Below are 15,484 nucleotides of genomic sequence, written 5' to 3'. Positions count from 1 at the left end.
TTAAAAAAACACCAAGATGAAAATCATCAACAATATCATTCACAATCGGCTCTTAATCTTCTTTGTTCTATGTGCTGGTTTTTTTACCGCATGTAGTGATGATGATCAATCAGACTTTGAGAAAACAAGGTTGTTTCGCCCAGTACTCAATGAAGAGTTGTACGCTGAAGGCAATAGCATTATCGTAGATATGGGTAGCTTGAAAGCAGCTAAGTCATATAGTTTTGAGGTGAGTCGGGATACTTTTGCGACGATCGATTATAGTTTTAAAACGGATACTAGTTTTGTTACCATTGATGAGAAATTAGTAGGGGAAGAATTATTTTGGAACACCTTGTATCAGGTTAGGGTTATAGCTCATGCTTCAGACCCGCAATACGACAGTAAGGTGTCTGATTTAGGAAATGTGCGAACACAGCGATTCCCGACGATATTGAATATCCCAATGGCTTATGATGTGACCGATGTGGCCGCAAGGGTTACATGGACGCCTACTGGCGCCGCTGTAACCTCCATGAAAGTATTCGCAGGAGACGATCTAAAATTAGCCACACCATTGTTCGATGCCGTTTCAGTGACATCAGATGAGCAGCAAAGCGGAGAAAGTTTTGTTTATGGATTAGAGCCAGAGACGGATTATCAAATAGCTATTTATAGTGGAGAAGAAATCCGTGGCTGGGTGAATTATAGTACCAAAGTGGCTGATATCGATCCTAGTTTGCCAAATGTAATAGATCTGACCGAGAATGAAAGCCCTTCTGCGGTGGCCGATGCTGTGGCAGCTGCACCCGATGGGGCCATAATACTGGTTAAACGCGGTGTGACATATGATTTGCCTCAGGATGATTTAACCAAATCCATTACGATCCGAGGAGCATATGGCTTTGGGCCACAGAAAGCAAAATTATATACCACTGGTAACTGGAATATTGCAGAGAATAGTACGATCGACCATATCAAATTTGTTGATATGGAAATAAGAGGTGAAGATTTTAGTGGAGACTATGTCTTTAATCCAAATACAGACAATATATATGTTCGAGAGCTGAATTTTGAAAATTGTGAGATCGGAACCCTTAGAGGTATTATTAGAATTAGAGGAACAGTTGAGATTGATAATTATATCATCAATAACAGCGTTGTGGATAGTATTGGAGGGTATGGAATTATCACTACCGACACCAATCCTGGTGACCCTATGACGGCTCATGTAAATACCATAGTTTTGAGTAACAGTACCTTTAATAAAATTGATACTGGAATACAGTCACGTAATAATTCACTATCCCTTAGTATTGAAAGTTGCACATTTGCTAATTTCATTGTTCCTGGAGGGCGATTACTGCGCTATAGAGGGGGGGATGGAAACAACAATATCACTGGTGGAATATCCATTAGTAATTCCATATTTGGTCATAGTTGGGATCAAACAGGAACAGGAGAATACGGTAGTATTCAAGGAATAGGTGAAGGTTTGGAATCCACCAATATCTCACTTTTAAATAACTATAGCACGGAGAATTTTGCTTTTAGCGAATCAAAAGAAATTCCTGGATTTCCTGTTGGAAATTACAAGGGTACACAAGAAGATCTATGGGTTAGCCCAGAGCAGAATAATTTTAATTTTAAAGATACAGGGTTTTCTGGAAAATACACAGCTGGTGATCCTCGATGGAGAGCCAAGTTGTAACTATTGGAATTGAATTGTTTTAGTTTGTTTGTAGTTAAATTTGCTTAACGCTGAGAAAAAGCACCGGTATTACTATACCGGTGCATGACTCAGTTTTATTAACATACAAACAAATAAGAACATCATAAATATATAATTTTTAGCGTATGCTTAAGAAGAGTCTCGCACTTGGATATCTATTATTACTTTGTTGCTTTTCACTCTCGGCTCAACAATTGGCCTTTCCTGGGGCAGAAGGTTTTGGACGATATACCACTGGAGGTAGAGGAGGAAAAGTATATGTAGTTACCAATTTAAACGATGACGGGGAGGGTAGTTTAAGAAAAGGTATTGTCAAGGATGGACCTAGAATTATTGTTTTTGCGGTCTCAGGAACCATTGATTTAAAATCTCCTTTGGACATCAATAAACCGAACTTGACGATCTTAGGACAGACCGCTCCACCAAAAGGGATTACCTTAAAAGGATATCCATTAAATGTAAAGGCAGACAATGTGATTATTCGATACATCCGATGTCGCATGGGCGATATTAATGCCATCGAATCAGATGCTCTTGGAGGGCGAGATTTAAATGGTGTCATCATAGATCATTGCTCAGTTAGTTGGGCGGTGGATGAAAATGTCTCCTTTTATAGAAATGAAAATTTTACACTACAATGGTGTATCATATCAGAGGCCTTGAACAACTCAGTTCATTCAAAAGGAGCACATGGGTATGGTGGGATTTGGGGAGGAGTTAACGCTTCCTTTCATCATAACCTAATCGCTAATAATAACAGTAGAAATCCAAGGTTTAGTGGTTCTAAATCAACCAAAAATAACAAGAATGAATTTGTTGATTTTCGAAATAATGTAATTTACAATTGGGGGTTTAATAGTGTTTATGGCGGAGAGAACGGTACCTATTCTATGGTAAATAATTATTTTAAACCAGGACCGGCAACCACCAAACCAGATCGTATTGTGAATCCTTCTAAACCCTATGGTAAATTCTATGTAACTGGTAATTTCATTGAAGGATCCCAGAGGATATCGCAGGATAATTGGGATGGTGGTGTTCAGTGTGATCAGCCAGAATTAACCAAGCTCACCTTAGCCCCCAACATAGACAATGTTAAGACCCATCAGCCTAAACAGGCCTATAGACTGGTGATCAGAGAAGCTGGCCATAGCCTTTATCGAGATGCCGTAGATCTTCGAATAATACAGGGCGTTAAAACAACAACGGCAACTTATAAAAAAGGAATTATTGATTCTCAAGAACAGGTAGGTGGATGGCCTAAAATTCCAGAAAACAGTATAGAGAAGGATACTGATTTGGATGGAATTCCTGATTTTTGGGAGGATCAACATGGTTTGGATAAAACAAAAAATGATGCGGGTTTACATACCTTAGATGAGCATTATGTTAATATTGAGGTGTATGCAAATTCACTGGTCCCTAGCGTATATGATTTTACAGTAGCTCCCGATGGTAGTGGTGATTTTTTAAAGATACAACAGGCCATTGATGCTGTTCCCGATTTTCGTAGGAATCGCACTTATATTTATATTAAAAACGGCGTGTATAAGGAAAAACTGGTACTCCCCAGCAGTAAAACAAATGTGAGTTTGATTGGGCAAGACGTAGAAAAAACCATCATAACTAACGACGATTTTGCCGCAAAAGTCAATGATTTTGGAGAAGAAATGGGCACTACGGGCTCCAGTACTTTTTTTGTTTTTGGCGATGGTTTCAAGGCAGAGAATCTGAGTTTTGAAAACAGTGCGGGCAATGTAGGTCAAGCGGTGGCTGTTCGAGTAAGTGCCGATAGGGTTGTATTTTATAAATGTAAATTCATTGGGAATCAAGATACTTTATACTTGCAAGGAGCAAACAGTAGGCAATATTATAAAGAGTGTTATATTGAAGGGACAGTAGATTTTATTTTTGGCGCTTCTACTGCACTTTTTGAAAACTGTACAATTAAGTCCAAATCCAAGGGGTATATAACAGCGGCATCGACACCTAAAGTTGCCTCGTATGGAATGGTCTTTAAAAATTGTAAACTTATTAGCGAAGCGCAAAAAAACAGTGTTTACCTCGGTCGCCCTTGGAGAAATTATGCCCAGACGGTCTGGATTGACTGTTATATGGGGGATCATATAAAACCCCTTGGATGGCATAATTGGAATAAGCCAGAGGCTGAGCGAACGGTATTTTATGCGGAATACAATTCTAGTGGACCTGGTGCTACCTCCAATAGGGTTGCTTGGGCAAAGAAATTAACTAAAAACAAAATGTTAGAGTATAGGAAAGAAAACATATTTAAGGGAAATGATAATTGGAATCCAACTATAAACAATTGAATTAATAACTATGAAACAAATTATTTTCAGCCTGATAATTTTAAGCCTTGTGATAGGCTGTAAAACCGAATCTAAAAAGCAGGTAACCCAGGAAAAGGATGCTGCAGATTTAATAATCGAATCCATCACGATCCCTGAATTCCCCGATACTAATTTTAGTATTATGGATTATGGTGCAGTGGCCGATGGTATAACTGATAACACTCAGGCCATAAAGGATGCGATTCAGGCTTGTGTGGAAGCGGGTGGTGGAAAGGTTATTATTCCAGCTGGAAAATTTTTAACGGGTCCTATTCACTTAAAGAGTAATGTAAATCTACATCTAGAAAAAAATTCTGAAGTGATATTTACCAAAGATAAACAAGCCTACCTGCCTGTGGTTAGAACTTCTTATGAAGGGGTGGAGCTTATGAACTATTCACCTTTAATCTATGCGTATCAACAAAAAAATATAGCGGTCACAGGAAGCGGAACATTTAATGGCCAAGCAGGTAAAGAAAACTGGTGGCCGTGGAGCGGTGCTGAGCGATATGGTCATAAAAAAGGAGATCCACATCAAAGGGATACATTCAATCTACCGAGACTCCGTAAGATGAATGAGGATGCCTTGCCTGTGAGTGAAAGAATATTTGGAGAGGGGCATCACCTAAGACCTACCTTCTTCGAACCTTTTGAAAGCGAAAATGTGCTTATTAAGGGCGTGACTTTTATCAATGCGCCTTTTTGGGTAATGCATCCTATTAAATGTACTAATGTGACTGTGGATGGAGTTAAGGTGATAAGTCATGGTCCAAACAATGACGGGTGTAATCCAGAATATAGTAAAAATGTACATATTACCAATTGTGTCTTTGATACAGGGGATGATTGCATCGCCATTAAATCTGGTCGAAATGATGAGGGGCGCAGAGTGGGTATAACAAGTGAAAACATTGTAGTAGAAAACTGTATTATGAAAGATGGCCACGGTGGTGTTGTTATGGGAAGTGAAATTTCTGCAGGGGTGCGCAATGTGTATGTGAGAAACTGCAAAATGGATAGCCCGAATTTGGATCGAGCCATTCGTATTAAAACCAACACCTTAAGAGGTGGTTTTGTGGAGAATGTTTTTGTCAAAGATATTCAAGTAGGACAAGTAAAAGAGGCCTTTTTGAAAATCAATACGTATTATGCGATTTATGATAATCAAGAAGGGGATCACATACCATCGATCAAGAATATTCATATCGAAAATGTTACGGTTGAAGACGGAGGGAAATACGGCATCTTAATTCAAGGACGCGAAGAGAACCCTGTCGAGAATATAACTTTTAAAAATGTAACTATAAAAAAGGCAGAAATGCCTATGCGTATTGAAAATTCAGAGCCCATTCAGTTTACAAATACCACCATAAGTGGGCAAAAATATTAATTAATCATGAGTGGAATTCGTGCTTATTTCTTTTATTGTTTAAGTGTGCTATGTGGCCTATTGCCTGTTGCTAACGCCCAAACCCCATATCAGTCTAAGGTTTGGCAGAGCGACCAAGGTGATGGGACATATAAGAACCCAATTTTGTATGCGGATTATTCAGATCCCGATGTTATTCGAGTAGGAGAAGACTACTTTATGACCGCTTCAAGTTTTAACTGTGCTCCTGGTCTACCAATTCTACATTCAAAAGATATGGTGAATTGGCAGTTAGTAAATCATGCATTACCTTTTCAGATCCCTCGGGAGCATTTTGGGGTGCCACAGCACGGTAATGGAGTTTGGGCACCGAGTATTCGATACCATAACGAATATTTTTATATCTACTGGGGAGATCCTGATTTTGGAATTTATATGGTAAAAACAAAAGATCCTTTTGGATCATGGGATCCTCCTGTACTTGTAATGGAAGCTAAAGGTGCAATCGATCCATCTCCTCTATGGGATGATGATGGAAAAGCCTATTTGGTTCATGCCTGGGCAGGAAGCCGGGCAGGGGTAAAGAGTTTATTAACTGTTCATCGCATGAATGCAGAGGGAACAAAGGTGTTGGATGCTGGAAAACACGTTTTTGACGGCCATGATGCACATCCAACGGTAGAAGGATCTAAGTTCTACAAGCGCAATGGTTACTACTATATATTCGCTCCTGCTGGAGGAGTAGCCACTGGATGGCAATTGATATTACGATCAAAGGATATATATGGACCTTATCAAGAAAAAATAGTTTTAGAACAAGGAAGTACGGCAGTAAATGGTCCGCATCAAGGAGCTTGGGTAGATACTCCAGAGGGAGCTTCTTGGTTTTATCATTTTCAAGATTTAGATCCCTATGGACGACTTGTGCACTTGCAACCTATGCAGTGGAAAGATAATTGGCCTGTAATGGGAGAAGATTATGATGGCAATGGTATTGGTGAACCTGTGACACAGTACAAAAAACCTATAAGTGGTGTAAATTATCCCATACAACAACCAATGGAGTCCGATGAATTTAACTCCGATGAGCTGGGGTTACAATGGCAGTGGCAGGCGAACCCAAATGTTCTATGGAGCGCTCAAATTCGAGGAACAAAACATCTGAGGTTGTTTGCCATTAAAACCAACCCAGAGGATACCAATCTCTGGATGGCACCAAATCTTTTACTACAGAAATTTCCAGCACCTGAGTTTACCGCTACCACTAAGGTAAGCTTATTCCCAGAAGAGGCGACCTCTGGTAAAAGAGCTGGTTTAATTGTAATGGGAACGGATTATGCAGCCTTGAGTATTGTGTATGAAGACCAGAAGTATTACATCCAACATTCCGAAAGCATCAATGCTATTGATGGGCATCAGGAAGTTGTCTTGGAGAAAGAACTTGCAAAATCCAATCAGGTATATTTCAGGGTTCAGGTAGTAGGGCCTAAAGGTGAATGCCAATTTAGCTATAGTGAAAATGGTAGGAAATTTAAAAATATCGGCAAGTTGTTTTATGCACAACCTGGAAAATGGATCGGAGCAAAAGTAGGGCTCTTTACTGTGAGTACGCCCGAGTCCAAACGTGGAGGATATGCTGATTTTGATTGGTTTAGGGTGGATTAATACAGAAAATCATTTTTAGTTTTGGAATTTTCGGATTAATTCCATTGCTTTAAATGTTAATTAAACACCAATATAATGAATACAATCAACCAACTAAAACAACTATTTTTTATAGTCTTCGCACTATCAATGTCCATATCCAATGGGCAGCAATACCCTTTTCAAAATCCGAATTTAGACGACAAGGATCGTGTAGTAGATCTATTAGGCAGACTGACTGTGCAGGAGAAAATTGATCAACTTTTATATACCTCACCAGCCATAGAACGCCTTGGGATTCCAGAATATAATTGGTGGAATGAGTCTTTACATGGTGTTGCAAGAGCTGGTTATGCGACCGTTTTTCCTCAATCCATTACCATAGCGGCCGCTTGGGATAGCGACTTACTTAAGGAAGTGGCAGATGCCATTTCAGATGAAGCGAGAGCAAAACACCATGAATATATTAGACGAGGGCAGCGAGGAATCTACCAAGGACTTACCTTCTGGTCTCCAAACATAAATATTTTTAGAGACCCCAGATGGGGACGTGGCCATGAGACTTATGGAGAAGATCCCTATCTGACTGGGCAGCTTGGCATAGCCTACGTGAAAGGTCTTCAAGGAGATGATCCTAATTATTTAAAGTTAGTTGCTACAGCAAAACATTTCGCTGTGCACTCAGGACCAGAACCGCTACGCCATGAGTTTGATGTACACCCAAGTAAACGTGATCTGTGGGAAACTTATCTTCCAGCTTTTCGTGACTTGGTCAAACAAGGAGATGTTAGATCGGTAATGACCGCTTATAACCGTGTATATGGGGAAGCAGCAAGTGCTAGTGATACCCTATTTACTATTTTAAGAGACTATTGGGATTTCGACGGTTACGTGGTTTCTGATTGTTATGCTATTTCTGATATTTGGAAGTATCATAAGATTGCAAAGGATGCTGCTGAGGCTTCAGCTATGGCAGTTATCGAAGGATGTGATCTAAATTGTGGTGATTCCTATGAAAAGCTTAGCGAAGCCTACAAGCAGGGAATTGTTACAGAGAAGGATTTAGACATCGCATTAAGCCGTTTAATGGAAGCACGTATTAAGTTAGGAATGTTTGATCCTGAAGAGGTGGTTCCATATGCTCAAATACCATTTAGCGTCAATACCAGTGAAAAGCATAATCAATTGGCTCTCAAAGCTGCGAAAAAGAGTATTGTGCTTTTGAAAAATCAGGGAGATTTGCTTCCCCTTTCAAAAGATCTTAAATCTGTGGCAGTTATTGGACCTAATGCAGATAACATTCAGTCCTTATGGGGAAATTATAATGGCAACCCTAAAGACCCCGTGACCGTTTTGCAAGGAATAAAAAATGCCCTGGGTTCAAAAACAACTGTTCTATATGAAGAAGGTGGACCATTAGCTAAAGGGATTCCTACTATGGAAGTCATCCCATCAGTATATCTAAGTACGGAGGATGGCAAGCAAGGGCTATCAGCGCAATATTACGATAATAATAACTGGGAGGGAACCCCAGTAATTGATCGTATAGATGCCAATATTGATTTTCAATGGGATATCGAAACCCCTGATCCTAGTTTGAAAATGGGAGATTATAGCATCCGTTGGAGCGGATATATCACCCCACCAAAAACGGGTACATATTCTTTTAGTGATTGGGGAAAACCATTCATGGAATTTGAAATTGCCCAGCAAATAAGTGGTGGTGGAAACCATGAACATCGCCCTGCCATCATCAATAAAGAGATTTATATGGAGAAGGGAAAAAAATATAAAATAGAGGTAAAATACAATAACTACTACGGTAATTCCACAGCGAAAATGCTGTGGGGTGTTCCTAAGGAACATCAATTAGAAGATGCCATTGCGGCTGCTGAAAAGGCTGAAGTAGTTGTGATGGTGTTGGGATTAAATGAACGTTTGGAGGGTGAGGAAATGGATGTTGAAGTAGAAGGTTTTGCAGGAGGAGATCGTACGGCTTTGGATCTTCCTGCCTCACAAAGAACGCTTTTAAAAGAGATAGCAAAGACGGGAAAGCCAATTGTACTGGTTCTTCTCAACGGAAGCGCCCTTTCTATAAATTGGGCGGCGGAGAATATTCCAGCAATTCTCACCGCTGGATATGCAGGTCAACAAGGAGGAAATGCCGTTGCTCAGGTGTTATTTGGGGACTACAATCCCGCTGCTAGACTTCCAGTGACGTATTATAAATCAGTGGCGGATCTACCTGATTTTGAAGACTACAATATGGACGGTAGAACGTATCGTTATTTTGATAAAGAGCCGCTTTACCCTTTTGGATATGGCCTTAGTTATACCACTTTTGATTATTCAAATTTTCAATTGCCTTCTAAAATTGGTATGAATGAACCCATTGCGTTGAGTGTAGAGGTAGCCAATACAGGTGCTTACGATGGCGATGAGGTCATTCAGGTATATCTTACAGATGAAAAGGGAAGCACGCCTCGTCCCATTCGTGAATTGGTTGGCTTTAAACGAATCCACCTAAAGAAAGGAGAAAGTCAACAGGTTCAATTTACTATTGAACCAAGACAGCTTTCCATGATCAATGATAAAGGAGATTTGGTTATTGAACCAGGTGTTTTTTCAATAAGCGTGGGAGGAGAGCAACCTTGTTTTAAAACGGATTTAAACGCTAAATCAACCACAACGGTGCGTAAAAAAATAAAAGTAGAAGGAACCACACTTAAAATTGACTATTAACCTTTAGAAAAACGATAGGATGCGTGTAGTACCATATCAAAACTTCCTCATTGTTTTCTTATTCTTATTCATAGGGTCATGCTCTTGCTTTGCACAGGAACATGACCCTATTACTATTCATTTAATTGGTGATTCTACCATGGCGGATTATAGTGATAACTACGATCCAGGTAAAGATTATATGCAAACTAGATACCCTTTAACTGGCTGGGGCCAGGTGTTCCAAGCATTATTTACAAAAAAAAGTGTAACATTGCTTTCAAACCTTATTCAAGGAGATAGTGTCGTGGTATCCAATAAAGCTCGTGGGGGAAGAAGTACGCGTACATTTTTTCAACAAGGTCATTGGGCCGAGGTGTATAAAGCAATAAAACCAAATGACTTGGTGATGATGCAATTTGGTCATAATGATGCCTCAAAGAGTAAACCTGAGCGTTATGTGAATGTGAGAGGATACAAAGAGTTTTTGCGTCTATTTGTAACCCAAACGCGCCAAAAAGGGGGAATACCTATTATTCTCACGCCAGTACCAAGGAATTATCCATGGGAAAAAGGAATACTTAAGGATGTCCATAAGGAGTACGACAGTGCCCCCAAGGATGTCGCTCAAGAAATGGGGGTACTTTTGATTGATTTAAATACGCTAGCAAGAGACTTCTTCACCAAAAAGGGAAAATCCTATGTAAGTAAGCATTATTATATGAACCTTCCACCAAACACCTTCAAGGCGTATCCTAAAGGCGAAAATGACAACACTCATTTCCAGGTTGAAGGTGCAGCAGTAGTAGCTCAAATTGTATTTGATGCTTTAATTGAGCTATCACAGCATTCCCCTAAACCCTATACCATTGCTACTACCTATGAGAAATTAAAGAAAGACTATCCCCACATACAACCACTTACCCTTGTTAATAACCCGAGCTGTATCACGATCAAAGATATCCCTTATCGTCAGACCATACAGCAGACTTTACGAGCGGATGTATTTATCCCTAATTCTGGTAAGGGTCAGTATGGATCAGTACTTCTTGTTCACGGAGGTGGTTGGATATCAGGAAGCAAAGAAAACTTGAAGCCGTTAGCACAACGACTTGCTGAAAATGGATATGTTGCCGTAAGCGTAAATTATAGTTTAAGTACAGTAGCTCAATTTCCCGCAGCAGTTATTGACTTAAAGGCAGCTATTAAATGGATGCGAGCCCATTCAAATGAATTTAAAATTGATCCGGAGCGTATTGCAATTTTAGGTGCATCGGCTGGTGCACAATTAGCCACTTTGGTTGGTGTGAGCGCATCAAACCCAATGTTTTTTGATGGAAACAAAGAATTTAAGGATAAGGTACAAGGGGTCATTAACATTGATGGGATTACTTCCTTTATCCATCCCGATGCCCGAGAAAGTGAAATTGCTGGAAAGTGGTTGGGCGGTCTTCAAGATGAAAACTTCAACAATTGGAGGCTTGCCTCTGCGCTAGAGTATGTTGATAACAATAGCCCTCCTATTTTGTTTGTAAACAGTTCCCAGGATAGATTCCATGCAGGTAGAGATGATATGATCTCAAAACTTAATTCCTACCAAATTTATAGTGAAGTTCATACCCTACAACAGAGTCCTCATTCTTTTTGGTTGGTGCATCCATGGTTTCAGCCTACTTTAAACCACTGTTTAGAGTTTTTAGACAAAATATGGTGATTGATTGGTTTTAATGTATTCAATTCAGGGAACTGGTATCAAAAATTAAATAAAATATGGTTTTGATTCAAAAAAAGTGAAACAACATATTCAATTTAGAATTATATTTGCACACTTTTTAATCCTCAACCATGGCAGAGTTGTTTGACCAACTTGAATTTGTAGAAGATCCATTGTATGAAACGATTATAAATGATCTTTTACAACAACATTACAGTGTGATTGATAACTTCTTTTCAGAAGAGGAAATTGTTTTGTTACGAGCCTCCCTTTTAGATAAATATCATGAGGATTGTTTTAAAAGAGCAGCTATAGGAAATAAGTTCGACGAACAAATTTTGGATCAGATACGCGGTGATTTTGTGTTTTGGATTGACGAAGGCTCCACAAGTAAAGCAGCGCAATTATTTTTCAAAAAGATTAATGCGATGGTAAGCTATCTTAATAAGACGTGCTTTTTAGGGATTTTTCATAAGGAATTTCACTATGCTGTATATCCAAAAGGGACTTTTTACAAGCGACACCTAGATACCTTTCAAAATGATGATCGGCGTAAACTATCTTTAGTCTGCTACTTAAATGATAGTAATTGGAAGAGTGAAAATGGTGGAGAGCTTGTTATTTACCCAAATGATGTTACTGCTGAACCGATAGTGATCCATCCTTTGCCTGGCCGTGTGGTGATTTTCGAGAGCCAAATATTAGAGCATGAAGTGAAGCGGGTTTTAGCCACTGAGCGGTACAGCATAACGGGCTGGCTTAAAACTCGGTAAAGGTCTACTTCCTTTTAAATTGCTCAAGAGCATTCTTTGTAAAGTCTGAAAGAACAAGTTCGCCAGAGATTTCAGCTTGTTGTAAAAGTAGGGTATCCCAATGTTGGGTACCTTCCCAAAGGGATTTTTTCATGGCCGCTAGCGCTAATGGGTTGTAGGAGGCCAATTTCAAAGTAAGGATCTCTATCTCTTTATCGAGATCTTTTTGGTTTTCAAATACTCTTGCATAGAGTCCTTTTTCCAATGCCCAATAAGCATTTTTCCATTGAGTAGGGTCTAAGGAAAGGGCTGCTAATGCGCTGACTCCTATTTTGTGTTTTACAACAGGAGCGATCACAAATGGGCCAATACCTATGCTGAGTTCGGAGAGTTTGATCGAGGCAGCTTCAGTAGCTAGGACATAGTCGCACCCAGCAATTAACCCTACGCCACCGCCAACTGCCTTTCCTTGAACACGTCCTACAATAATTTTAGTACAGTTTCGCATCGCGTTGATCAGTTTTGCAAAACCACTGAAGAATACGCTACCCTCTTCTTTGTTAGTTATGGCCATGAGCTGGTCGAAAGATGCCCCAGCACAAAATGTTTTATCACCTTCACTTTTTAATAAGATCACGGAGACATCTGGGTTATTGGACAGGGTTTTGATCTGATCAGTTAAACGCTCTAACAACACACTAGGAAATGAATTACTTTGAGGGTGACCAAATTCTAGGGTGGCTATTTTATTTTCAATTGTGGTATATAAACTTCCGTTGATACGATTTGTGCCCATTGTAGTCAATTTTGCGTTATTTCAAATTTAAGGATTCTAAATGGCATTCACGTACTTTCGCTTGAATTTGACCACTAATGAAATACCTCGTATAAGCATCCACACAAAAAAAGCAATCCATATGGCATGTAATTTCCAGCCTATGGAATCAAATAAGAGTAAGGTCGGGGCAAATCCTAAAAAAGTAGCTGCTAAGAGGACATTTCTTAAATAAGCTGCCTCTCCCAGTCCTTTAAAAATACCATCAAACATAAAGGCTATAGCGTTGATAGGTTGCATTAATAGTACCATCCAAAACACTGATGAGAATAGCACCAACACAGTTTCTTCTTTGTTAAATAACAACCCTATTTGGTTGTAAAAAACCGCACAGATTCCCATTAGGATCAAGGAGATTATGATGGCGTATTTAGAGATGTCTAAACTGAGTAGCCAAAGCTTTTTATACTGCTTTGCTCCGAGTAATTTTCCTGAGATAGCGTTTCCAGCACTTGCATAACCATCAATAAAAAAGGAAAAGAACAGCCATAAATTCATCAGAATACTTTGTGCCGCAATGTAGGTGTCTCCATAACCTGTGGCATAAGCATTTGCGAGGTAAATAGCAAAGTTCAGTGAAGCGGCACGAACAAATAGATTTAGGCTCAATCCCAAAAGTCTTTTCATTTGTGGGTTGATTTTAAATCGCAGGGATAGCCCAAAAGGGGTTTTGGTATAAAAGAAATACAAAGCCATTATAAACATCACAAGCTGGGCAATGACACTCGCATAGGCAGCACCTTTTATATGCATCTGGGGTATGATCCCATCAATTCCATAAACTAAAATATAATCTAGGATGACATTTACAAATGCACCAGTAAGACTACATTTCATGGCCCAAAGCGTGTTTTGTAGACCTCTGAATATTCCGAATATAGCAAAAGTGACCAATGTAAGAGGATAACCTACGGCCCTGATAACATAATAGTCTGTGGCATATTCTAACAGGAGTCCTTCGGCATTATAAAGACGAAATATTTCTTCAACGAGCAAAGTGGTAGTAATGTATATGATAATGCTTAGAATGAAGTTAAAGGCTAGTGCCTGAGGTATTAATGTTTTAATAGCGTTAATACGATTTGAACCCAGGTGCTGAGACACAATAGCTGAAATGGCTGTTTTTGTTTGTGCCAGAATCCAAATAATGGCTGAAAGAAAGGAACCCACAACACCCGCGGCAGCGAGCGCTTCGACAGGATTTTCTTTAACATTACCGATTATGGCTATGTCAGTTAATGAAATTAAGGGTTCTGCTATACCGGCAATAATCGCTGGAATGGCAAGTTTGTTAATTTCTTTAAAGCTTACTTTTGTTTTTTCCATCGGTTGACTCATTGCATTCCCAGCAATGATCAGGCTTAGATTTTTTGTTTAAATTTAAGTGCAAATGTACTGAAGGTAAATTCAACAACATACCAAACCATAATTTTTAGCCTAATGAAAAATATTTTAGTTCCAATTGGTCCCACTGAGAACGCTATCAAAACATTGCAATACGCCATTGATTTTGCAGAATTTATGGGTTCTGATCTTTATGTTATGCAAGCCTTCACCTTGGTTACCAAGGCTGGGAGTCTGGCCAATGTGGAAAGGGCTGTTGCTAAATCAACCACGAATCAATTAGACGAGATCGTTGGTCAAGTAGATAAAAAAGGGGTTTCTCTCACCATTACGGCCTATAACGGAGATGTGGTAGACGGAGTAAGAGCCGTGGAGGAACAGTATGGTATTGATCTGATAATTTTAGAGCCCAAAACCACGGATATTCGAGAGGAGGTATTTTTGGGAGATACCTCTGGAGGTATTATTAAACTAACCAACATACCTACACTGATCATCCCGGAAGGAAATTCTTTTTATCCTTATAAAAATGGATTGGTTGCATTTAAGTCAGGAATTGTCAATCATGAATCGATTCTAGAGACTTTAATACAATTTAAAAATGCATTTAAGCTATATTTAAACCTTTTATTGGTTAAAACACCCAAGTATACAGCGGAAGATTTGGTTTTAAATCCAATTTTAGAAAACTTGAGCGATTCTCTGAAAACTACCGAAAACACTAGTACTTTCGAAGGTGTGCTTGAGCATTTTCAAACCAACCAACCTGATATTTTAATTGTTTTTAGAAGAAAACGTGGATTTTTTACCAAGTTATGGGAAAAAAATATAATTTTGAAGCGCGAATTTAGATGTTCAATTCCACTACTGGTTTTGAGTGTTAAAAAATAGGCAAAACAACATTTTGCAAATAAAAAAGCGTATTGGGGCATTAGCTCAGCTGGCTAGAGCGCTACACTGGCAGTGTAGAGGTCATCGGTTCGACTCCGTTATGCTCCACAGAAAGATCCTTGTAAATCAATAATTTGCAAGGATTTTTTCAT

Annotated in this window: 10 protein-coding genes and 1 tRNA gene; 9 read left to right on the top strand and 2 right to left on the bottom strand. The window is 39.2% G+C overall.

The genetic code is table 11. The features are described from left to right. The first annotated feature begins 16 nt into the window (after positions 1 to 16). From VKY50_RS10885 to VKY50_RS10855, 7 genes are all read left to right on the top strand, one after another. Positions 17 to 1,690 (top strand): DUF4957 domain-containing protein, encoded by a 1,674-nt coding sequence (locus tag VKY50_RS10885; protein WP_324301746.1) that lies wholly within the window; start codon positions 17 to 19, stop codon positions 1,688 to 1,690. A 146-nt stretch (positions 1,691 to 1,836) separates the two neighbouring features. Continuing rightward, positions 1,837 to 4,041: a pectinesterase family protein gene (locus tag VKY50_RS10880; protein ID WP_324301744.1), complete on the top strand. Its 2,205-nt coding sequence runs from the start codon at positions 1,837 to 1,839 to the stop codon at positions 4,039 to 4,041. Positions 4,042 to 4,051: 10 nt separating this feature from the next. Beyond that, positions 4,052 to 5,452, top strand: coding sequence for a glycoside hydrolase family 28 protein (locus VKY50_RS10875; RefSeq protein ID WP_324301742.1), 1,401 nt, complete (start codon positions 4,052 to 4,054; stop codon positions 5,450 to 5,452). Positions 5,453 to 5,458: 6 nt separating this feature from the next. Then, entirely contained in the window at positions 5,459 to 7,096 is a 1,638-nt protein-coding gene (locus VKY50_RS10870; RefSeq protein ID WP_324301740.1) for a glycoside hydrolase family 43 protein, read from the top strand. Between the two features lie 75 nt (positions 7,097 to 7,171). After that, positions 7,172 to 9,817: a glycoside hydrolase family 3 C-terminal domain-containing protein gene (locus VKY50_RS10865; RefSeq protein ID WP_324301738.1), complete on the top strand. Its 2,646-nt coding sequence runs from the start codon at positions 7,172 to 7,174 to the stop codon at positions 9,815 to 9,817. A gap of 19 nt (positions 9,818 to 9,836) precedes the next feature. Beyond that, the gene (locus tag VKY50_RS10860) at positions 9,837 to 11,510 is read left to right on the top strand and encodes an alpha/beta hydrolase fold domain-containing protein (RefSeq protein ID WP_324301736.1); all 1,674 of its coding nucleotides are present in this window, start codon (positions 9,837 to 9,839) and stop codon (positions 11,508 to 11,510) included. A 131-nt stretch (positions 11,511 to 11,641) separates the two neighbouring features. Further along, on the top strand, positions 11,642 to 12,283 hold the full coding sequence (locus tag VKY50_RS10855; protein ID WP_324301734.1) for a 2OG-Fe(II) oxygenase: 642 nt from the start codon (positions 11,642 to 11,644) through the stop codon (positions 12,281 to 12,283). A gap of 4 nt (positions 12,284 to 12,287) precedes the next feature. On the opposite strand, the gene VKY50_RS10850 is transcribed toward VKY50_RS10855, so the two are convergent. Together VKY50_RS10850 and VKY50_RS10845 are read right to left on the bottom strand one after the other, a co-directional pair. Next, a complete protein-coding gene (locus VKY50_RS10850) occupies positions 12,288 to 13,058 on the bottom strand; it encodes an enoyl-CoA hydratase/isomerase family protein (protein WP_324301732.1) in 771 nt (256 codons plus the stop codon). Between the two features lie 36 nt (positions 13,059 to 13,094). Then, positions 13,095 to 14,423 (bottom strand): MATE family efflux transporter, encoded by a 1,329-nt coding sequence (locus VKY50_RS10845; RefSeq protein WP_324301730.1) that lies wholly within the window; start codon positions 14,421 to 14,423, stop codon positions 13,095 to 13,097. Between the two features lie 114 nt (positions 14,424 to 14,537). Between VKY50_RS10845 and VKY50_RS10840 the strand changes: the two genes are divergently transcribed. Beyond that, the gene (locus VKY50_RS10840) at positions 14,538 to 15,332 is read left to right on the top strand and encodes a universal stress protein (RefSeq protein WP_324301728.1); all 795 of its coding nucleotides are present in this window, start codon (positions 14,538 to 14,540) and stop codon (positions 15,330 to 15,332) included. Positions 15,333 to 15,366: 34 nt separating this feature from the next. Further along, a tRNA-Ala gene (locus VKY50_RS10835) sits at positions 15,367 to 15,440 on the top strand. Positions 15,441 to 15,484: the final 44 nt, after the last annotated feature.

The organism is Galbibacter sp. (assembly GCF_035306585.1).
In the GTDB taxonomy this organism is placed as follows: domain Bacteria; phylum Bacteroidota; class Bacteroidia; order Flavobacteriales; family Flavobacteriaceae; genus Galbibacter.
Note: the sequence above shows the minus strand (reverse complement) of the source record. Positions and strands in the feature narration are given on the sequence as shown.

Excerpts from the sequence above, each read along its gene's own strand:
- VKY50_RS10855 (WP_324301734.1), top strand. The coding sequence starts at position 11,642 with ATGGCAGAGTTGTTTGACCAACTTGAATTTGTAGAAGATCCATTGTAT.
- VKY50_RS10850 (WP_324301732.1), bottom strand. The coding sequence starts at position 13,058 with ATGGGCACAAATCGTATCAACGGAAGTTTATATACCACAATTGAAAAT.
- VKY50_RS10845 (WP_324301730.1), bottom strand. The coding sequence starts at position 14,423 with ATGGAAAAAACAAAAGTAAGCTTTAAAGAAATTAACAAACTTGCCATT.
- VKY50_RS10865 (WP_324301738.1), top strand. The coding sequence starts at position 7,172 with ATGAATACAATCAACCAACTAAAACAACTATTTTTTATAGTCTTCGCA.
- VKY50_RS10840 (WP_324301728.1), top strand. The coding sequence starts at position 14,538 with ATGAAAAATATTTTAGTTCCAATTGGTCCCACTGAGAACGCTATCAAA.
- VKY50_RS10875 (WP_324301742.1), top strand. The coding sequence starts at position 4,052 with ATGAAACAAATTATTTTCAGCCTGATAATTTTAAGCCTTGTGATAGGC.
- VKY50_RS10870 (WP_324301740.1), top strand. The coding sequence starts at position 5,459 with ATGAGTGGAATTCGTGCTTATTTCTTTTATTGTTTAAGTGTGCTATGT.
- VKY50_RS10860 (WP_324301736.1), top strand. The coding sequence starts at position 9,837 with ATGCGTGTAGTACCATATCAAAACTTCCTCATTGTTTTCTTATTCTTA.
- VKY50_RS10885 (WP_324301746.1), top strand. The coding sequence starts at position 17 with ATGAAAATCATCAACAATATCATTCACAATCGGCTCTTAATCTTCTTT.
- VKY50_RS10880 (WP_324301744.1), top strand. The coding sequence starts at position 1,837 with ATGCTTAAGAAGAGTCTCGCACTTGGATATCTATTATTACTTTGTTGC.